The sequence below is a fragment of the Limnobaculum eriocheiris genome (genome assembly GCF_021010575.1).
Classification (GTDB): domain Bacteria; phylum Pseudomonadota; class Gammaproteobacteria; order Enterobacterales; family Enterobacteriaceae; genus Limnobaculum; species Limnobaculum eriocheiris.
Map to the genome: position 1 here is coordinate 1 of NZ_JAJNAG010000001.1, position 20,649 is coordinate 20,649.

Genomic DNA, 20,649 nt, shown 5'->3' on the forward strand with positions numbered 1-20,649 from the left:
TTTGCGAACCCATCTTAAACGGTTGACCCGCAAGACTATCTGCTTCTCAAAGTCAGAAGAAATGCACGATAAGATCATCGGATGGTATCTGACGATCAATCATTACCACTAAATCTGCGTCACGACCCAAGTTTATGCTCTTCTTTAATGATACGTATATATACCGGAAGGCCTAATAATCTCTGTTTTTCTGATGCTGTGATAGTGCGCTTGGTTACTGGTATAGCCTGTGATTCTGCGGTTGAATAAAAGGATACTGATGACAATAACAATACGCTGAGCAGAAATAAGAATTTGCTCATTTGTGTCCCTGCTGTTAATTATATAAACTTACCTGTTAATGAAATATAAATTGATGCTGTTTTAATCAATTTATTTCCGGTTAGTGTAATTGGAATGAGCCGGGATAAATAATATTTTTATATGACAATGTGTTATTTTTTGTTTTTTATAATATACATATTAAGGTGTTTATTTTGAATGTTGTCTCTAATCTATTGATGCGATTATTGGTTTTTATAACAGTGTTTTATATTTCAGGATGTGAACCACAACAGTTTTCTATTAATGGAAAAACGATGGGGACTTATTATTCAATAAAATATATTGAAAACTCAAAATCACCTGAACGTGCTGAATTACAAAAACAAATTGACATCTTATTAGAAAATGTCAATAACCAGATGTCTACTTACCGGCCAGAGTCTGAATTAAGTCGATTTAATCAATATCGTAATATTAATCAGGTCGTTTCTGTTTCAACAGCAACAATAAAAGTGATCAATGAAGCAAGGCGAATAAATCAGCTCACTCAGGGCGCTTTAGATATTAGCGTTGGGCCTTTGGTTAATCTTTGGGGATTTGGACCAGAAAAGCATAAAGACCAGCTTCCCTCAAATGCAGAACTACAACAGCGTAAAACCTGGGTAGGTATGGATAAGTTAAAAGTAGAAGCTAATGGTCTGATTAAGATGATTCCTGAACTCTATCTCGATCTTTCTGCCATTGCGAAAGGTTATGGTGTGGATGTGGTGGCGGAGTATCTGGAGTCGATAGGAATTAATAACTATCTGGTGGATATTGGTGGCGAAGTACGAACCAAAGGGGTGAACGACCGTCAACAGCCATGGCGTATTGCCATTGAAAAGCCAGCCGCAGGTATTGAGCAAACGGCACAGGAGGTGATTGCACCGGGAGATATGTCTGTTGCAACTTCGGGAAATTACCGCAATTACTTTGAAGTAAACGGTGTTCGTTACTCCCACACCATTGATCCGCGGACCGGCTGGCCAGTTTCTAATGACATAGTTTCGGTGACGGTGCTCAGTCCCTCCTGTATGACGGCTGATGGATTCTCAACGGCTATTGGCGTGTTAGGACTGAAGAAGGGAATGGAACTGGCGAATCAGCAGCAACTAGCGGTGATGATCATCACCCAGTCAGATTCGGGATTTACTGAACACTATTCAGAGACATTTAAGCAAAAAATAATAACTCCTTGATTCTCCAATGCTCATTTTGCTTGAGAGATAGCACCTGATTATGTATATTTATACAGTATTTTGTGGTGGGAGTATGACGTGCGTAAAATCATACATATTGATATGGATTGCTTTTATGCAGCCGTAGAAATGCGCGACGACCCTTCGTTGGTCAATATCCCTATGGCTGTTGGTGGCCGCAGGGAGCAGCGTGGAGTTATTAGCACGGCTAACTATATTGCCCGCCGCTATGGTGTTCATAGCGCCATGCCGGTCGCTCAGGCACTAAAATTATGCCCTAATCTTAAGGTATTACCCGGGCGAATGGAGGTATATAAAGATATCTCCAGACAAATTCAGTGCATATTTCAACGCTACACCTCTGTTATTGAGCCACTCTCTCTGGATGAAGCCTATCTGGATGTGACTGATTGCCCAATGTTCAACGGTTCCGCCACCTTAATTGCTCAGGATATTCGAGCCGCTATTTATCAGGAGCTAAAATTAACGGCATCAGCCGGGGTAGCATCCATTAAGTTTTTGGCAAAAATAGCCTCGGATATTAATAAACCCAACGGTCAGTTTGTTATTGCGCCCAATAAGATAGGGGAGTTTTTATCAACTCTGCCGTTGACGAAGATCTCTGGTGTTGGTTCCGTAACCGGTAAAAAGCTGGCTGATTTAGGTTTACATACCTGCAAAGATGTTCAGAAGTTTGATTTAGCTACCTTACTCAATCGGTTTGGCAAGTTCGGGCGGATTTTATATGAACGCTGCAATGGTATCGATCCCCGTGAAGTTTGTAGCGATCGGCAACGTAAATCAATTGGCGTGGAAACGACGCTATCGGAAGACATTCATGATTGGCAAAGCTGCCTGAATGTTATTGAGCGTCTGTATCCGGAACTGGAGCGTCGTTTGGGTCATGTAAGGCCCGATTTGCGTATTGCCCGGCAGGGAGTAAAGCTGAAATTTAATGATTTTCAGCAAACCACTCAGGAGCATGTCTGGCAAAAGCTCGACAGAAGCGATCTGTTAACCGTGGCAGAGCAGGTCTGGCAGGAACGACGCCAGAATCGGGGTGTCCGGCTGGTAGGCTTACATGTAACGTTGGTGGACCCCCAGATAGAAAAACAATTGGCGCTTTTCTCGTAATGGTTCAAATGAGTGGCGCTGGTTGAGCGGTTTTACTGTTCTTCAGTCAAAAAATAACGGCGGATATTCCGCCGTTATTTTTACATGATGAAAATTAATTGCGTTCCGGAATTGATTTCAATACCTGAGTCAGCAACTGCCAGTAACGGCCAACGCTGGCAATATGGACTTGCTCGTCGGGTGAATGCGCACCGGTGATGGTTGGTCCAATAGAAACCATATCCATTTCAGGGTAAGGGCGCTTAAACAGGCCACATTCCAGACCGGCGTGGATAACCATAATATGAGGCGTAGTGTCGAACAGCTTCTTATAGCTTTCACGCACTAAATTCATAACGGGTGAAGCAGGGTCTGGCTGCCAGCCAGGGTAACCGCCTTTAGCGTTAACGTCAGCACCGGCTAATTCGCCCAGAGAGGTTAGCACTTCAACGACATACTCTTTACCACTGTCGATTAATGAACGAATCAGATAAAGAACCTGAGCATGATCCTGCTCGGTACTCACCACACCAACATTCAGAGAAGTTTCTACCACACCTTTAACGGAATCACTCATGCGAACCACACCGTTAGGGCTGGCATTAATTAAACCGATCAGACGTGACTGGCTATCCAGTGTCAGAGCTTGTAAACCGCATTCTGTTGGTTCAACCAGCAATACCATATTTTTCTCAACGGTAGCCAGTTCATGATTCAGCAGTGCCAGATAATCGGCCCCGGCTTTTTTCAGTGCTTCTACATTTGCTGCTGGCAGGCTTAATACCGCGGTGGCTTCACGTGGAATGGCATTACGCAAGGTTCCACCATTAAAAGAGAGCAGGCGAATTTGTAGTGCTTTAGCATGGGTTGTCAGAAAACGAGCCATCAGCTTGTTAGCATTGCCTAAACCCAGATGGATATCACCGCCAGAGTGACCGCCTTTTAACCCTTTTAAGGAGAGTTTAAACAGCTGGTTACCGGCAGATACTGCTTCGCGTGTAAGCGGTAATCTTGTAATACAGTCCACGCCACCGGCGCAGCCCATATAGATTTCACCTTCCGTTTCGGAGTCGGTGTTAATCAGAATTTCACTTTGTAACCAGTTTGGTTGCAGGCCGAAAGCGCCATCCATACCGGTTTCTTCGGTCATGGTTAACAGGACTTCAATTGGACCGTGAGTTAAGGTGTCATCAGATAACACTGCCAGAGCAGAAGCCATACCAATACCATTGTCTGCTCCCAGCGTAGTACCACGGGCTTTTAGCCATTGACCATCTACGTAAGGTTGGATCGGGTCTTTTTCGAAATCGTGCTCGGTGTCATTATTCTTTTGTGGAACCATATCCAGGTGAGCCTGTAAAACCACAGACTTACTATTTTCCATACCCGGAGTGGCTGGTTTGCGGATCAATATATTGCCGACAGCATCGCGTTCAGCGTGTAATTTTTTTTCTTTCGCCCAATTAACAATGTATTGCGCTAAGGCTTCTTCATGTTTAGAGGGATGGGGAATTGAGCAAATCTTTGCGAAGTGTTGCCATAGATGATGTGGCGAAAGTTGAGCTAAATCAGACACGATAAGTCTCCTGTAACAATCTTCTGGTCAGCGGCGAGGAGTGCCGGGGCTGTTATCAATAAGATTAGGGTAACAATAACATGGTTTTTTTAATTTCTTCTGCAACAGAATAACATCGAAAGTGTAGAATTTGACGTATATATCGTGTCGTTTGTCTATATTTTACTCTTTTTCTCTCTGCTTATGGGAAGACGGGTAGAATATTAGCCGTTACCAGAGTGCAACAATGGCTGTTTAACATGACACAACAGAATACGCAGTTATTCACTATAATAGGTGTTAATCAACTGACTTACCGGAGCGTTCTGTGCTGAATCCATTATTTTCCATTCCGCTGGTTAATATTCATGGTGAAACAAAAAACATGGGAGATTTTGCCACTAAAGCTATTTTGGTGGTTAATACAGCCAGTGAATGTGGTTTTACACCACAGTATGAGGAGTTGGAACAGTTGTGGCAGCGCCATAAGTCTCAGGGATTGATGATACTGGGATTTCCCTGTAATCAGTTTGGGCAGCAGGAGAAAGGCAGCAATCAGGATATTGAAGCCTTTTGTCAGCTTAACTATGGTGTCAGTTTTCCCATGTTTGCCAAAATTGAAGTCAACGGTTCTGATGCACACCCTCTGTTTTGTTATCTCAAGTCACAGGCTCCGGGATTACTGGGACATCAGGCGATTAAATGGAACTTTACTAAATTTCTGATTAGTGACGAAGGGCATAAGATAGAACGCTTTGCTCCTGTGACAAAACCACTGGCACTGGAAGAGAAAATAACCCAAATACTGGCGAGTTCCGCAACGGGTTAATCTGACCGAACCAATGTGCATTTGAGACAATTAGTTTATTTTTCTCTGATATAACCGCTGGTTTTTATCGACGCGTCTCTTTATAATCTGCTGCAACTTTTTTCCCCCTGATTATTATAGAAGCCATTATTTACTGGCTGGGATTCGATTTATATGAGCGAAAAATACGTCGTCACTTGGGATATGTTGCAAATTGAAGCCCGTAAGCTTGCCCGTCGCTTACTGCCGAAAGAACAATGGAAAGGTATCATTGCGGTCAGTCGCGGAGGTTTAGTACCCGCAGCGTTACTGGCACGCGAATTAAGCATTCGTTATGTGGATACCGTTTGTATCTCCAGCTATGACCATGATAATCAGCGTGAAATGAAAATACTGAAGTGTGCTGAAGGTGATGGTGAAGGCTTTATTGTGATTGACGATTTAGTGGATACCGGTAGTACTGCTAAAGCTATTCGCGATATGTACCCAAAAGCTCACTTTGTGACTATTTTCGCTAAACCTGCGGGTAAGCCACTGGTAGATGACTATGTGGTTGATATTCCACAGGACACCTGGATTGAGCAGCCGTGGGATATGGGCGTGGAATTTGTGAAGCCGATTGGCGATTGCTGATACGTCTGTTCTGATACAAAGCCCGGTTAATACCGGGCTTTGTTATTTTATGGCTATGACTGTCAGGCTGGATTAAGAATGATGATACCGTCGTCGTCAGCATAGATATAGTCGCCTTCTCTGATTATCTGACCGGCGAATTCGACGGGCTCTCCCGTAGTGCCTGCTGATTTCTGAGCGGAACGTAATGGGATGGTCCCAAGCGCTTTAATCCCAATGAGTATTTGAGCCAGTTCGGCTTTATCACGGATATAGCCGTAAATAATTGCGCCCTGCCAGCCATTGTTAATCAGATTTGCTGCCAGATTATCTCCCAACAGAGCGCAGCGGGCGCTTCCTCCTCCGTCTACCACCATAATTCTGCCGTTACCCGGCGTTAAACTGAGGCTTTTTACCAGAGAGTTATCTTCAAAACATGTTACCGTGGCTACGGGGCCATGAAATTCAGTTTTTCCACCAAAGTCAGTGAAAAGTGGTGCAAATACCCGAACGCGGTCGCTAAAGGCATCACACAGATCGGCGACTTTGGTGATGTGATTGTGGCTACCCATCTTTATTTTTCCTTGTATGAAAAAACATCACCGGAAACATAGCCTATTGCGTTTTAATATGCCATGACAAACTGAAGAATATTCTCAGGTAGCCGCAGCAAAAAGTAAGGCTGTGTAATTATCCAGTTGTTGACTTCATCTGCTACCATTTATTGGGTACACTGATGAAATCATGTTATTCAGGCAGAGTGATAAACGTAAGCCTGTACCGGAGAGTGTTGCACTATCATGCAAAAAGCTAATCTTTCAGAAGTGTTGTTTAAACCCTCTTTTAAACACCCGGAAACCTCAACGCTGGTTAAACGTATAGAACAAACGAATGCCAGTATCCAATCGTCGTTGGAAGGTGAGACTCAGTCCAACTGGTATCGTATGATTAACCGGGCTATCTGGTCCTGGCGTGGTATTGACCCTATCGAAGCAGAAGAAGTACTGGCACGTATTGCAGCTTCCCCTAATGAACGAACGGATGAAGGTCTGTTAGATACGGTGGTTGGTTATCGGGGGGGGAACTGGATTTACGAGTGGGCGAAAGAGGGGATGATCTGGCAGAAAAAGGCATTAGATTTGGCCTGTGAAGACCCTCTGACAGCCGGAAATTATTGGCTGAAAGCCTCCCACTTTTATAGCGTTGCCAGTTATCCACATCTACGGGGCGATCAACTGGCAGAGCAGGCGGAGCTATTAGCCGATCGGGCTTATAAAGAAGCTGCAAACTATCTGCCTTTTGAATTGAAATCTATCGATTTTAAAGTTGAGGGCGGCAACCTGACGGGCTTTTTGCATATTCCGTCTGAGGGAAAAGGGCCGCATCCTACGGTTTTATTGTGCGGAGGATTGGATAACCTGCAAAACGATTATTATCCTCTGTTTGTGAATTATCTGGCACCAAAAGGTATTGCGATGCTGTGCATTGATTTACCTTCCCTTGGTTTTTCATCACGCTGGACGCTTACTGAAGATACCAGTCTGCTTCATCAACAGGTACTTAATCAGCTGGATCAGGTACCCTGGATCGATCATCAACGCGTTGTGGCGTTGGGTATTCGATTTGGTGCTAACGTGGCGGTTCGCCTGGGCTATTTAGAATCACGCCGTTTGCGTGGTGTTGCCTGTCTGGGACCGATTGTTCACGATCTATTTGTGAATAAAGAGAGCCAGCTTCGGACGCCAATCGTCTATCGGGATATGATTGCCAGCCGTCTGAAGATGGATTCAGCCACCGATAATTTATTGCATACGGAACTAAGTCGTTACTCACTGAAAACTCAGGGGCTGTTGGGGCGGCGCTGCCCAATCCCTATGTGTTCCGTGAGTTTCGAGAAGGATGTTTTCAGTCCACTATCAGAGTCAAAACTGATTGTTTCCTCTACCGGTGACGGTAAATTAATCAGCGTTGCATCGACCCCATTACTCAATAATTTAAATAGTGGACTGACACAATTAAGCGAGTGGATTAATCAAAAATTGTGCTAATATCCCCGACGGCTGTTAACTGGTTGTTAAATTATAAATTACTGGGGCTACATCATGCTATTAGCAAATGGTCATTCAAGAAACAAGTTGATTAAAGAATTTATCAGTCTGGGACCGTATATCAGGGAGTCTCAATGTAAAGGGAATCGCTATTTTTTTGATTGTCTGGCTGTCTGCGTTAGCAACAAGCCAGCCCCGGAAAAGAGAGAGTTCTGGGGGTGGTGGATGGATATCGAAGCGGATGAACAGGGATTCACTTATCAGTACCAAATCGGGCTGTTTGATAAGCTCGGTGAGTGGCAGATAAAAACCATTAAGGATGAAGAGATTCAGCAGGAAGTTGAACAAAACTTGCGGTCTTTTCAGCAAAAACTTCAGGATTACCTGACATCAATTAAGCTAAGTATACGGCCTGTTCATACTGAAGGAGTAAAAAGTCCGGCTAAACTTTCAGTCTGATCAATTTTTTCTCTAAATCTCACCTATTTCGCGTTATGCCTGTTGGCATAACGCGTCACACCTGATAAAAAGGTTTCCTTGCATCCTTTCTTGATATTCAACGGCAGAACATTATGAATAGCAGCCAAACGCTGGTGGTGAAACTGGGAACCAGCGTCCTTACAGGCGGGTCACTGCGTTTAAACCGTGCCCATATTGTTGAGTTAGTGCGTCAGTGCGCGCAGCAGCATGCACTGGGCCATCGTATTATTATTGTGACTTCAGGGGCGATTGCCGCCGGACGTGAGCATCTGGGCTATCCTGAGTTACCGGCAACCATAGCGTCTAAACAGTTGCTGGCGGCGGTAGGGCAAAGTCGATTGATTCAGCTTTGGGAACAACTGTTCTCGATTTATGGCATTAATATAGGCCAAATGTTGCTGACTCGTGCCGATCTGGAAGATCGTGAGCGCTTTTTAAATGCACGTGACATGATGCAGGCACTGTTAGATAACCAGATTGTTCCGGTGATTAATGAGAACGATGCCGTTGCTACGGCAGAAATTAAAGTTGGCGATAATGATAACTTGTCTGCGCTGGCCGCTATTCTGGGAGGCGCCGATAAACTGTTGCTGCTGACCGACCAACCGGGTTTATTTACTGCCGATCCACGCCATAATCCGGATGCAGAATTAATTCGTGAAGTGAACGGTATCGATAATGCATTACGTGCCATTGCGGGTGACAGCATCTCCGGGCTGGGAACCGGAGGCATGGCAACAAAACTGCAGGCTGCCGATGTGGCTGGCAGAGCAGGTATTGAAGTGGTGATAGCCGCAGGCAGTAAACCGGGAGTGATTGGTGATGTGATTAATGATGTCTCCGTCGGTACACGTTTCCATGCTCAGACATCACCGCTTGAAAACCGCAAGCGCTGGATTTTTGGTGCGCCGCCTGCGGGTGAAATTACGATTGATGATGGTGCGGTTCAGGCCATGCTGGAACGTGGAAGTTCTCTGTTACCTAAAGGAATTAAACAGGTAAAAGGCGATTTTTCTCGCGGTGAGGTTATTCGCATTCGTGATTTGTCCGGACGCGATTTAGCCCACGGTGTCGCGCGTTATAACAGTGATGCATTACGTATGATTGCGGGGCACCATTCTCAGAAAATTGATGAAATATTAGGTTATGAATATGGTTCAGTCGCCGTTCATCGCGACGACATGATCATCAACTAGGAGTATTAGCCATGTTAGAGCAAATGGGGATGGCTGCCAAAAAGGCATCTTATCAATTAGCGGTACTGAGTTCGGCAAAAAAGAATCAGGCACTGGCCGTGATAGCCGACACGCTGGAAGCTAACAGCGATACTATCCTGGCGGCCAATGAAAAAGATATCGCCAATGCACAACAGGCTGGCCTGAGCGAAGCGATGATCGATCGCCTGATGTTAACGCCATCCCGACTGGCATCCATTGCCAATGATGTGCGTCATGTATACCGCTTAACCGATCCCGTTGGTCATATTATTGATGGTTCATTAATGGATAGTGGTCTGCAATTGCAACGTCGCCGGGTACCACTTGGTGTGGTAGGCATGATTTACGAATCCCGTCCTAATGTTACGATTGATGTGGCCTCGCTATGCTTGAAAACCGGCAACGCGGTAATTCTGCGCGGTGGAAAAGAGACGGTAAATACTAATCAGGCGATGGTTGAAGTGATTCAACTGGCCCTTAAAAAATGTGGTTTACCGGCGGCCGCGGTGCAATCTATTGATAATCCGGATCGCGCACTGATCAATGAGCTGCTTAAACTCGATCGCTATGTTGATATGATTATTCCTCGTGGCGGTGCGGCGCTGCATAAGTTATGTAAAGAGAACTCTACTATCCCGGTGATTATTGGTGGTATTGGTATTTGCCATACGCTGGTTGATGAGAGTGCCGATTTTGATAAGGCACTGATGATTATTGAGAATGCTAAAACCCAGCGACCAAGTACTTGTAATACTCTGGAAACGTTGCTGGTACATCGTGCCATTGCCTCAACATTTTTACCCAAACTGGCGGAGAAGATGCATTCCTGTGGTGTAACGCTCCATGCCTCACCGGAAGCAATGATGTACCTCAGCGGTGGAGAGGTGAAAGTTGTACAGGTAAATGATGAAGAGTATGACAATGAATGGTTATCGCTGGATCTGAACGTCACCGTCGTTGAAGGGTTAGATGAGGCGATTGAGCATATTCGGCTACACGGTAGTGCTCACTCGGATGCAATTTTGACTCGTTCGTTAATCAATGCCGATCGCTTTGTTAATGAAGTAGATTCTGCGGCGGTATACGTTAATGCCAGTACGCGTTTCACCGATGGTGGACAGTTTGGTTTGGGTGCTGAAGTTGCTGTGAGTACCCAGAAGCTTCATGCGCGTGGCCCGATGGGGCTGGAGGCATTAACCACTTATAAGTGGATTGGTTTTGGTGATGACCTGATTCGCCGCTAATGGTTATATTCATTTAAAACAAAAAAACCGCTAACAGCGGTTTTTTTGTTTGCGGTAACGTTAGCTTAAAAGTTGGTATAACCTTTTTCGCGCATACATTCACCAACCAGATCAATTTGCTGCTGTTCTTTCACCAGAATTTTATTCACGGTTTCATCGGAGCCAGTTTCATTGAGTGGATCTGGATGATAGCTGTTGTTGGCAGACGATCTGCTCTCTTTCTCACACTGGACTCTGTCTGCATCGGCAGTTTGTGCTGATGCACCTGCTTTTGACCAGTTACCTACTTCTGGTGCGCTGTTACAACCGGCCAGCACAAACAGAGATAGCAATGAGACAATTAATACCTTACCCATAATCACTCCATTAATAAGTTGATAATCCACACCTGAATAAATATAGACTAGTTTTGGTAACGGAATAATTTATAAGTGAAATTATAAAGATAAACAATATTTATTATGTGGATAATGAATAACGGAACATTATCTGCGCGCCTCAAATGCTATTCTTATGGCGAGCCCGGCTAAAACAGTTCCCATCAGCCAGCGTTGAACCAGCATCCATGCGGGCCTTTCCGTCAGAAAACCGGCAATTGAACCGGCCATAATAGCGATCAGCGCGTTGATGGTGACGCTGGTAACAATTTGAATTGAACCCAGAACCAGCGATTGAGTTAATACACTACCGTGGTCAGGCGTAATAAATTGCGGTAGCAGGGACAAATACATAATGGCAATCTTGGGATTAAGCAGGTTAGTGATAAACCCCATGGTGAACAGTTTTTTCGGACTGTCTTTGGGTAAGCTTTTAACCTGAAATGGAGAGTGACCACCGGGTTTAACGGCCTGCCATGCCAGATACAGCAAATAGATCATTCCGCCAAAACAGAGGGCTTCATAGGCATAAGGGACGACCAGCATAAGGGTAGTGATACCAAAAGCGGCGCATAGCATATACAGCACAAAGCCTAAAGCAACACCGGTTAATGATATCAGCCCGGCAACCCGTCCCTGAGAAATAGAACGGGAAACCAGATATAACATATTTGGACCGGGAGTTAATGCCATGCCCAAAGACAAAATTGAAAATGCAATAATCTGCGATGTATCAGGCATAAGCTATACCTTCTGGTCAATGAGTTGGCGTAATGGGATGACAACACTTCTGTTATAGCTGATTTTTTCAACAACAATCAATCACTGATTTGTTATTACGCTGATTTAATTTCTTTATTGTTGGATATTGATCTGGTTGCGCATATCAACTAAATTAAGTTGATGTTAATTACTATATTTGAGTGAAACATGGAACCAACATCGTTACGATATTTATCGAGAATTTTAGTAAGAGAGCTGGGTGTAATGGATAAGTGGGTAAGTGGAACTCAACTTTCTCCTTTACAGGCCCATAGTTTGATTGAACTTGATAATCACTCCTTATCTGGTCTTGAACTGGCGACCGTGCTTAAAGTGGATAAGTCCAGCGTGAGTCGTATTTTGCAGGGATTAAAACAGCAGGGGCTGATAGAAATATACCCTAATCCGGTTGATGGCCGCAGTACTCTGAATCAGTTAACTGAAGCCGGTCGCAAGCAACTGGAAGCGCTGAATAGTCAGGCTAATGCCTATAATGCCAGAATCCTTCAGCAGTTAGGTTCCGATGAGTACCAAACTTTGATGTCCTCAATGAAGAAATATGTCTCGGCTATACAGAGCGTAGCCAGACAATCTTCCAGAATTATTACTATTCGTCCCATTGAAGCCCGGGATAATGCGGCGATTGCCGAAATTATAATGGCTGTCTTTGGTGAATATGGTTTGTTGGGTCGAGAGGGGTTTAGCTTTTCCGATCCGATACTTCATCAACTGTCGGAAGTTTATAACCAGAAGGGCAGTGCTTATTGGGTCGTTGAACTGGACGGTATTGTATCTGGCGGTGTTGGTATTGCTCCGATGGAAGAGGGATATTGTGAATTACAGAAGCTCTATTTTTTGCCCTCTGTCAGAGGCATGGGGATTGCCCGCCGCATGGTGGTTACCGCGCTGGAATTTGCCCGTCAGCAGGGCTACGACCACTGCTATCTGGAAAGTACCGCAACGCTAAAAGAGTCGCTGAAACTGTATGAATCCGTGGGGTTTGAGTATGTGGACGAAAGAGTTGGAGCGAGCGGCCATCATGCATGTGAGGTATTGATGGTGAAGCGATTGCGCTAAAAGAATCCGATTTAGTATTGAGAATGGTTTCGCCCGCAAATGATAATGCCTCTTGCCTGGCAGCAGCCAGGCAAGAGGCATTAAGCTTTCCAACCAGAAACTAAAATTAATACACCGGCCAAAACTACCGTCGCGCCCAGCCAGTCATACATAGACAACCTGATACCATCCACCAGCCTTAACCAAACCAGTGCAGTAGCGATATAGATACCGCCGTAGGCTGCGTATACCCGGCCGCTGGCGGCAGGATGCAGGCTTAACAGCCAGACAAACAGCGCCAGACTACCGGCAGCGGGCAATAATATCCAAATGGAGGCTGATTTTCTTAACCACAAATAGGGAAAAAAGCAGCCAATAATTTCCGCTAATGCAGTCGCAATAAATAACAGCAGGGTTTTAACCATAAAATGTCGTAAATGCTCCGGACATAAAAACTCATTTATCGATACTATCATGATGCAATGGCGGAGTCCTGTTGAGCGACTTTGGACATTACGGGTTAGTCTTTACCTTCTCAAAGGCTAATAGCTTCTCTTTAATTGGTAATCCACCTTCATAACCCGTTAATGAACCATTAGACCCAATAACCCGATGACAAGGAATAATCAGGCTAACCGGGTTGTTACCATTAGCCGCCCCCACGGCTCTGGAAGCTTTGGGATTTCCAATGCGGGTCGCTAATGTTTGGTAGCTTATGGTTTCACCAAACGGGATTTTAAGCAGTTCATTCCAGACTTTGATCTGAAATGCGGTGCCGTACAGATGAATGGGTAAATCAAAATCAACTCTTTTGCCTTGCTGATATTCACGAATCTGTCGGGCAACAAACTCGACTTTATTATCGTCACGGGTGACTTCCAGTCGTTTGGCATATTCCAGATCCTGTTGAATATGAAATGACAGACGAATGAGTTTATCCGACTCATCCAGCCAGGCAGACAGCGAACCAAACTGACTGTCAAAAATGCCAATTGTTGTGGCATTTATCAGGTTTTTGCTCATTGGCCTCATGATTTTTTCCTCAGGCTTTCCCATAAGCAGGTGGTGGCCTGCGTGCGGAATGGGCTAAATGGTTTCATTAACTGCTCGGTTTCTGCGGCGCTGGGGCGGCTACTCAACTGGTAGAACTGTTGTAGAGCGGCATAAAGCCCGCTGTCCCCCACGGGAACGCAGTCGGCGAACCCCATACCGCGTATCAGCGTATAGCGCGCGGTCCAGGGGCCAATTCCTTTTAATTCACAAAGTTTTCTTTCTGCCACAACGGCAGAGCCCTGTTCCAGCTCATCCAAATCAAGCGCTCCGCTGACAATTGCTTTTGCCACCCCGATAAGATATTGAGACTTTGAATGAGAAAATCGAATATCAGTAAGCTGATGGGGTTCCAGTGCGGCAATCTCTTTGGCTGAGGGGTGAATACGAAACCCATCTTGTCCTATTACCGGACCGGCTAACTTAATCAGCGCCTGCCGCAATGTTGCGGCAAAGGTCAGGTTGATTTGCTGGCCAATGATTGCCCATACCAGTGATTCAAAGGAATTCGCTGTCATAGGCACATAGATGGCCGCAGAGGATTCAATTAATCGGGCCATATGTTTATTTTGTCTGGCACTGCTGCGAAAACCCTGAACATCCGTATTTAAACCTAATAACCGTAGTACCTGACGATGAATTTCCACACCTGCGGGCTGCTCGCTATGGGGGAGGAAGTTTTCCGGTAGCGTCCAGCGGCAAGTGGCTGTTGAACCGTTGATATGCAGATGAATAACCACCGGATAGCCATTAATCCATAAGGCTTTAGTAAAACTAGTCTCATCAAGATGTTCAGAGAGGCTCTCTTTATCACGCAAATGGTAGCGCCAGGCATAATCCGCGTTGAAATCATCAGGCAGTTTTAACAAAAACGCATTGCTGTTACTCAATAAGCGCCATGCACTGGGCGTCATTGCCATATGGGCAGAAAACTGCCGGTGAAAGCTGGCCTCGCTTTCAAAACCAACGGCCAGACCAATATCCAGAATACGTTGTGAAGAATGAATCAGGGCAGAACAGGCGGCTTTAATTCGTTCACGATTGAGTAAATCTGCGGGTGAAAGATGAGCATGCAGGCGAATTAATTCATTCAGTTTTGTGGTGCTGATACCACAGCTTTTTGCCAGTGAGCTGACGCTGGTAAATGATGATGGGCAAGAACGAATACGTGCCAGCATCTCAATAAACAGATTCTCATCGACATTTTCGCCGCGATAAAAAAGGTCAGGGCGACAGCGTTTACAGATTCTAAAACCTTCGGCAATGGCTTCCTGTTCTGTTGCCAGAAAGCGAATATTCTTTAATAAAGGCTTGCGGGCAGGACAAGAGGGCAGGCAGTAGATACCCGTTGATTTTACACAGGTAAGAAATTTGCCATCATATTTCTGCTCGTGATTCAGAATTGCCTGATACATGAAGTCATCGCTCCAACGTAATGGCCTGAATTTCATTGCAGTACCTTGTGTTGTGACTGTCATTGTTTACCTTCAATACTGTCGCCTGATTAAACTATCTTATCTGTTTTTAGCCTGATAACAGAACTCACAGATAAATTAAAAATTGGGAATGCCATAGGGAATGATTGTGACCAGGGTAAAACCATTCGTCCTCTCAATTACACCGTTAGATATTTTCTGTGCTGAAAATTTTGCCTGATGCTATTGAAAGCAAAATGAACCTAAGCAACGGTTATTATTTAAGATTAAAAAATGAGCAGCTCATGAGTGAATAAATAGATTTTTATGCTAAAATGCCTGCTGTTCGGACTGCTATTTAATCTTTGTTTAGATAATTGTTCTGTGATCGCCAATAAGACTTGTTTTCTATGGCTATTATTGTGTTTACTTAGCGCCGTTATTGGTGAAGTCGCCATAAAATCATCCTTTTTAGTATACAAATTATCCAGTTTAATGTTGTTAAATTGCCATTCAGGCAGGGATCTGTGCTGTTAAGCTGCCGTATTGCAACGCATTTACGATGCAGGAAAAACAATGTTATGAGTGGATTTTTTGATAAATATGTAATGGTTTAATATGAAACAACTGAGTTCTAAAGATATTATCGCCCTGGGCTTTATGACGTTTGCCCTGTTTGTTGGCGCCGGCAATATTATTTTCCCTCCAATGGTAGGATTGCAGTCTGGTGAAAACGTTTGGATTGCGTCATTAGGCTTTCTGCTAACCGCCGTGGGTTTACCGGTGGTGACAGTCATTGCACTGGCCAGAGTGGGGGGAGGTATTGAAGCACTCAGTTCTCCAATTGGTCATAAAGCGGGGTTGTTGCTGGCGACTATATGTTATTTAGCCGTAGGCCCGCTGTTTGCCACACCGCGAACCACAACGGTATCATTTGAATTAGGTATTGCTCCGTTGTTATCCGATAAAGACAGCAGCTTACCGCTATTCATTTATAGTCTGGTCTACTTTTCGCTGGTGATTCTGGTCTCTCTTTATCCGGGCAAACTGCTGGATACCGTTGGTCGTTTTCTGGCTCCGTTAAAAATTATTTCACTGGCGGTTTTAGGTATTGTTGCACTGCTGTGGCCTGCCGGGGAACATCTGCCTGCGATACAGGTTTATCAAAATATTCCATTCTCCAAAGGGTTTGTTGAAGGTTATCTGACGATGGATACCCTGGGAGCACTGGTATTTGGCATCATTATTGTTAATGCCGCGTGTTCTCGCGGTGTTTCCAGCCCTACGTTGTTAACGCGCTATACGGTTGTTGCCGGTTTGATAGCGGGTATTGGTTTAACGCTGGTTTATTTAAGCCTGTTCAATTTAGGTTCCGGCAGTGGTTCTCTGGTACCTGATGCCACCAATGGCGCAGTCATTCTTCATGCCTATATTCAGCACACCTTTGGCGACTTCGGTAGCTTCTTCCTGGCGGCAATGATCTTTATTGCCTGTATGGTTACAGCGATTGGCTTAACCTGTGCTTGTGCGGAGTTTTTCTCTAAATTACTGCCGTTATCCTACCGTACCCTGGTGTTTATTCTGGCTATTTTTGCCATGGTGATATCCAATTTAGGGCTAAGCCACCTGATTCAGTTCTCGGTGCCGGTATTAACTGCAATTTATCCTCCTTGTATCGCTTTGGTTGTATTAAGCTTTACCAGTCGTATGTGGCGTTCTGAAAGTCGTATTATGATTCCGGTAATGCTGGTAACATCAGCGGTCGGTATTTTGGATGGCATCAAAGCATCAGCTATTGCGCACATTTTACCGAGCTGGATTGATACACTTCCTGGTGCGCAGCAGGGGCTGGCATGGCTACCTCCTGCGGTTGTAACATTAGTGATTGCAGTGATTATCGATCGCTTAATGCCTCTGCATCAGGAAGCAACCAGAACGTAATTTTTAGACAGGGTATTATTTATTGATAATAAACGCCGCGGTCTTAATCTGCGGCGTTATAACGAGAAAAGACGAGTAACTTCGGCATGGAAAATCAAACCAACAAACTTAAACGAGGCTTAACCGCTCGCCATATCCGTTTTATGGCGTTGGGGTCGGCAATAGGAACCGGATTGTTCTACGGTTCCGCAAGTGCAATAAAAATGGCAGGTCCCAGTGTTCTGCTGGCCTATCTCATCGGTGGTATTTTCGCTTTTATCATCATGCGAGCGCTGGGGGAGATGTCCGTTCATAATCCACAGGCCGGAGCATTTTCCCGCTATGCGCAGGACTATCTGGGACCACTGGCGGGTTATATCACCGGTTGGACGTACTGCTTTGAGATTCTGATTGTAGCCATTGCTGACGTTACGGCTTTTGGTCTGTATATGAGCTTCTGGTTCCCTAACGTCGAGCTTTGGGTCTGGGCATTGAGTGTAGTACTGATTATCGGCGCAATTAATCTGGTGCATGTGAAGGTCTTTGGTGAATTTGAGTTCTGGCTGTCATTCATCAAAGTTGCCACCATTATTATTATGATTCTGGCGGGTATCGGTATTATCGTCTGGGGATTTGGCAATCAGGGTGAACCAACAGGTATTCATAACTTATGGACTAATGGCGGGTTCTTTGCCAATGGCTTTATCGGTATGGTTCTCTCCCTGCAAATGGTGATGTTTGCTTATGGTGGTATTGAGATTATTGGTATCACTGCTGGTGAAGCAGAGGATCCGAGAAAGACCATTCCAAAAGCGATTAACTCTGTACCTTTCCGTATTTTGATTTTCTATGTGGGTACACTGTTCGTTATTATGTCTATCTATCCGTGGAATCAGGTAGGTACCCACGGTAGCCCATTTGTTCTGACTTTTGAAAATCTGGGTATTACTGCTGCGGCGGGTATTCTGAACTTTGTGGTAATCACCGCTTCACTTTCAGCCATTAACAGCGACGTATTTGGCGTAGGTCGTATGTTGTACGGTCTGGCAGAGCAGGGACAGGCACCAAAAATGTTCACTACGCTGTCTAAACGCGGCGTGCCGTGGATTACCGTACTGTTTATGATGGCTGGTCTGCTGGTGGCAGCTTACCTGAACTACATTATTCCTGAAGATGTATTTGTGATTATTGCGTCGTTGGCAACTTTTGCCACCGTATGGGTATGGATTATGATCCTGCTGTCACAAATTGGTTTCCGGCGTAAGCTAACGCCAGAGCAGGTCAGCAAGCTGGATTTCCCTCTGCGCGGTGGTACTACCACTTCTGTGATTGCTTTGATCTTCCTGTTTGGCATTATCGGCCTGATAGGTTACTTCCCAACTACGCGTGTTTCGCTGTATGTAGGCTTTGCCTGGATAGCACTGTTGGTAGCAGTTTATTATTTGAAAGGTATGGGATCGAAGAAAGCAGGTTAATTGCTGTTGTTCGATTTCATTGAGAATGGCTCCGATTGTTGGGGCCATTTTTTTGTATCATATACCTTGACCTTGACCTTGACCTTGACCTTGACCTTGACCTTGACCTTGACCTTGACCTTGACCTTGACCTTGACCTTGACTATGAGCACTTGAATTCAGCTGACGACTGAGAGAGGCCAGCACGAGCAGCATGGATGCTGCTCGAGGCACAGCGACGCCGGGAGCGGCTCTGTGCCGGTGCGTTAGGGCTGAACGAAGGAGGAAGGAAGTCGCCTAAGCGACCTGGATTCCTGTGCGAAAGCGTGGGAGTACAGAGGGGGTTCGCTAACCCCTTCTGCTCGTCCGTTGCACTGGCGTTGAGATAGACTCAGGACTATTACGGACGAAACTGGCACCAATACAATAAGTCATGCCAAAAAAAAGAGCCGCATCGCGGCTCTTTTCAATATCAAAATCAGAACAAACAGCTAATTACAGTTTGCCAGCGTTTTGAGACAGGAACTTAGCAACGCCGTCCGGAGATGCGTTCATGCCTTCCTGACCTTTTTCCCACTGAGCCGGGCACACCTGGCCGTGCTCTTCGTGGAATTGCAGTGCGTCAACCATACGGATCATTTCGTCGATGTTACGGCCCAGTGGCAGGTCGTTAACTACCTGGTGACGAACAACACCCTTTTTGTCGATCAGGAAAGATGCACGTAAAGCAACGCCAGCATCCGGATGCTCGATACCGTATGCTTGTTGAATTTCACGCTTAACGTCAGCAACCATTGCGTATTTAACTTCGCCGATGCCGCCGTTGTCTACTGGGGTTTTACGCCATGCGTTGTGTACGAACTCTGAATCGAAAGAGATACCAACAACTTCGATGCCGCGTTTTTTGAATTCTTCATAACGGTGGTCGAAAGCAATCAATTCAGAAGGACATACGAAAGTAAAGTCCATTGGCCAGAAGAACAGCACAGCTGCTTTGCCATTCAGATGATTCTTCAGATTGAAGTTTTCAACGATTTCGCCGTTACCAAGAACAGCTGCAGCAGTAAAATCAGGGGCTTGGCGAGTAACCAGAACCATAATAACTCTCCTGTCAATTAGGTTGATAAATAAGGAAATATAATTTGGGTGCCAGTATAGGCGGTCAGGTATCGATCGCAAAGGATATCAGACCGATTGTTGAGATAGCTTCTGCCTATGGTAAACAAGGGCACTTATTACAGACGGTAAACATAACCATAACATCATACCTTGTAAAGCGACTATAGAGTAATTTACTTTGGTTTTTTTATCTAACTAAATGAAAATATTATAGTTGTTTCGATCTGGCCTGTATCATCACCTGTGGATAGAAGTGCAAAAATGTCTCTTCCAATGGGTGATAATGTTGCCGGATGTCTTCAATGCAGTCGCTGAGTGCTTTCAGACGCGGGCGGCGAATAGCCATATTATGTAAGGTATCGGCAATGAATGGCAGTTCGGCATAGCGCTCCAGCCAGCGATCTCTCCAGATATACTGATTGATATGTTGAAATCCTGGCGGCGTTGCTGACAACTGGGGAACAATGTTGTTTTTTGCCTGAGCAACAAAGTTTACCAATGGCATTGTGCTATCAAGCTGCTCCCAATGCCGGGCGAGAAAATGATCCCAGAGTACGTCTAATGCAATAGGTGCAACCCGGTAGTGAGGCTGACTAAACAGGCGGCGGGCTTCTCTCACCGGTTCAAGATTATCGGTAAGTTTATCAATACGCCGGTGCAGCATAATGCCGCTAACCACTTCCGGAGCATATTCCCCGTCAGGATTGCCGCGTACAAAATCAGCCAGCAGATTTCCCAGCAGGGAGCTGTCGGCCAGTGAGGCTAAATGGAGGTGAGCAAGAAAATTCATGGTGTAATTATAGTGTAATCTGACATCACTGATATGCTTTATTATCATCACGGATTGCCAGACTATGCGAAGTAAGTCGATTATTGCTGGTTTTCTTATACTTTTATTGCCTTATAGGTTGCAGCCT

Annotated in this window: 21 protein-coding genes; 12 read left to right on the forward strand and 9 right to left on the reverse strand. The window is 45.1% G+C overall.

Annotated elements, in window-relative coordinates:
* The 3 genes from LPW36_RS00005 to dinB form a co-directional block, all read left to right on the forward strand.
* Positions 1–112 (forward strand): IS1 family transposase (locus LPW36_RS00005; protein WP_230607651.1); only part of this gene is annotated, 112 nt, incomplete at its 5' end.
* A gap of 388 nt (positions 113–500) precedes the next feature.
* A complete protein-coding gene (locus LPW36_RS00010; RefSeq protein ID WP_230607652.1) occupies positions 501–1,502 on the forward strand; it encodes an FAD:protein FMN transferase in 1,002 nt (333 codons plus the stop codon).
* A gap of 78 nt (positions 1,503–1,580) precedes the next feature.
* Positions 1,581–2,636 carry a DNA polymerase IV gene (gene dinB, locus LPW36_RS00015; protein WP_230607477.1) on the forward strand — a complete coding sequence of 352 codons (1,056 nt, stop codon included), beginning with the start codon at positions 1,581–1,583 and terminating at the stop codon, positions 2,634–2,636.
* 94 nt (positions 2,637–2,730) lie between these two features.
* On the opposite strand, the gene LPW36_RS00020 is transcribed toward dinB, so the two are convergent.
* Entirely contained in the window at positions 2,731–4,191 is a 1,461-nt protein-coding gene (locus LPW36_RS00020) for an aminoacyl-histidine dipeptidase (RefSeq protein ID WP_230607478.1), read from the reverse strand.
* A 307-nt stretch (positions 4,192–4,498) separates the two neighbouring features.
* Here LPW36_RS00020 and LPW36_RS00025 point away from each other — a divergent pair, with 307 nt between their 5' ends.
* Positions 4,499–4,999, forward strand: coding sequence for a glutathione peroxidase (locus LPW36_RS00025; RefSeq protein WP_338085954.1), 501 nt, complete (start codon positions 4,499–4,501; stop codon positions 4,997–4,999).
* Between the two features lie 153 nt (positions 5,000–5,152).
* Positions 5,153–5,611, forward strand: coding sequence for a xanthine phosphoribosyltransferase (gene gpt / locus LPW36_RS00030; RefSeq protein ID WP_230607479.1), 459 nt, complete (start codon positions 5,153–5,155; stop codon positions 5,609–5,611).
* A gap of 62 nt (positions 5,612–5,673) precedes the next feature.
* Here the strand turns inward: gpt and rraA are convergent, their stop codons facing one another.
* On the reverse strand, positions 5,674–6,162 hold the full coding sequence (gene rraA / locus LPW36_RS00035) for a ribonuclease E activity regulator RraA (protein WP_230607480.1): 489 nt from the start codon (positions 6,160–6,162) through the stop codon (positions 5,674–5,676).
* A gap of 228 nt (positions 6,163–6,390) precedes the next feature.
* On the opposite strand from rraA, the gene frsA reads away from it, so the two are divergent.
* The 4 genes from frsA to proA all read left to right on the forward strand — a co-directional run bounded on the left by frsA (position 6,391) and on the right by proA (position 10,579).
* Positions 6,391–7,638 (forward strand): esterase FrsA, encoded by a 1,248-nt coding sequence (gene frsA, locus LPW36_RS00040; RefSeq protein ID WP_230607481.1) that lies wholly within the window; start codon positions 6,391–6,393, stop codon positions 7,636–7,638.
* A 54-nt stretch (positions 7,639–7,692) separates the two neighbouring features.
* Complete coding sequence (gene crl / locus LPW36_RS00045) at positions 7,693–8,097, forward strand: sigma factor-binding protein Crl (protein WP_230607482.1); 405 nt, start codon at positions 7,693–7,695, stop codon at positions 8,095–8,097.
* Between the two features lie 113 nt (positions 8,098–8,210).
* Positions 8,211–9,314, forward strand: coding sequence for a glutamate 5-kinase (proB, locus tag LPW36_RS00050; protein ID WP_230607483.1), 1,104 nt, complete (start codon positions 8,211–8,213; stop codon positions 9,312–9,314).
* 11 nt (positions 9,315–9,325) lie between these two features.
* Positions 9,326–10,579, forward strand: a complete 1,254-nt coding sequence (gene proA / locus LPW36_RS00055) for a glutamate-5-semialdehyde dehydrogenase (protein WP_230607484.1) — start codon at positions 9,326–9,328, stop codon at positions 10,577–10,579.
* A 65-nt stretch (positions 10,580–10,644) separates the two neighbouring features.
* Here the strand turns inward: proA and LPW36_RS00060 are convergent, their stop codons facing one another.
* Together LPW36_RS00060 and LPW36_RS00065 are read right to left on the reverse strand one after the other, a co-directional pair.
* On the reverse strand, positions 10,645–10,935 hold the full coding sequence (locus tag LPW36_RS00060) for a hypothetical protein (RefSeq protein ID WP_230607485.1): 291 nt from the start codon (positions 10,933–10,935) through the stop codon (positions 10,645–10,647).
* A gap of 129 nt (positions 10,936–11,064) precedes the next feature.
* Complete coding sequence (locus LPW36_RS00065; protein WP_230607486.1) at positions 11,065–11,697, reverse strand: LysE family translocator; 633 nt, start codon at positions 11,695–11,697, stop codon at positions 11,065–11,067.
* A gap of 246 nt (positions 11,698–11,943) precedes the next feature.
* Here LPW36_RS00065 and LPW36_RS00070 point away from each other — a divergent pair, with 246 nt between their 5' ends.
* Positions 11,944–12,795 (forward strand): bifunctional helix-turn-helix transcriptional regulator/GNAT family N-acetyltransferase, encoded by an 852-nt coding sequence (locus LPW36_RS00070; RefSeq protein ID WP_230607487.1) that lies wholly within the window; start codon positions 11,944–11,946, stop codon positions 12,793–12,795.
* Positions 12,796–12,875: 80 nt separating this feature from the next.
* Here the strand turns inward: LPW36_RS00070 and LPW36_RS00075 are convergent, their stop codons facing one another.
* The 3 genes from LPW36_RS00075 to LPW36_RS00085 form a co-directional block, all read right to left on the reverse strand.
* A complete protein-coding gene (locus tag LPW36_RS00075) occupies positions 12,876–13,199 on the reverse strand; it encodes a YnfA family protein (RefSeq protein ID WP_230607654.1) in 324 nt (107 codons plus the stop codon).
* A gap of 88 nt (positions 13,200–13,287) precedes the next feature.
* A complete protein-coding gene (locus LPW36_RS00080; protein WP_230607488.1) occupies positions 13,288–13,806 on the reverse strand; it encodes a methylated-DNA--[protein]-cysteine S-methyltransferase in 519 nt (172 codons plus the stop codon).
* Positions 13,803–15,302, reverse strand: coding sequence for a DNA-3-methyladenine glycosylase 2 family protein (locus tag LPW36_RS00085; protein WP_230607489.1), 1,500 nt, complete (start codon positions 15,300–15,302; stop codon positions 13,803–13,805). The genes LPW36_RS00080 and LPW36_RS00085 overlap by 4 nt, the downstream gene beginning before the upstream one ends.
* A gap of 555 nt (positions 15,303–15,857) precedes the next feature.
* Here LPW36_RS00085 and brnQ point away from each other — a divergent pair.
* Positions 15,858–17,180, forward strand: coding sequence for a branched-chain amino acid transport system II carrier protein (brnQ, locus tag LPW36_RS00090; protein WP_230607490.1), 1,323 nt, complete (start codon positions 15,858–15,860; stop codon positions 17,178–17,180).
* 86 nt (positions 17,181–17,266) lie between these two features.
* Positions 17,267–18,634 (forward strand): proline-specific permease ProY, encoded by a 1,368-nt coding sequence (gene proY / locus LPW36_RS00095; protein ID WP_230607491.1) that lies wholly within the window; start codon positions 17,267–17,269, stop codon positions 18,632–18,634.
* A 474-nt stretch (positions 18,635–19,108) separates the two neighbouring features.
* On the opposite strand, the gene LPW36_RS00100 is transcribed toward proY, so the two are convergent.
* Together LPW36_RS00100 and LPW36_RS00105 are read right to left on the reverse strand one after the other, a co-directional pair.
* Complete coding sequence (locus LPW36_RS00100) at positions 19,109–19,711, reverse strand: peroxiredoxin C (protein ID WP_230607492.1); 603 nt, start codon at positions 19,709–19,711, stop codon at positions 19,109–19,111.
* 229 nt (positions 19,712–19,940) lie between these two features.
* Positions 19,941–20,522 (reverse strand): acyl carrier protein phosphodiesterase, encoded by a 582-nt coding sequence (locus tag LPW36_RS00105; protein ID WP_230607655.1) that lies wholly within the window; start codon positions 20,520–20,522, stop codon positions 19,941–19,943.
* Positions 20,523–20,649: the final 127 nt, after the last annotated feature.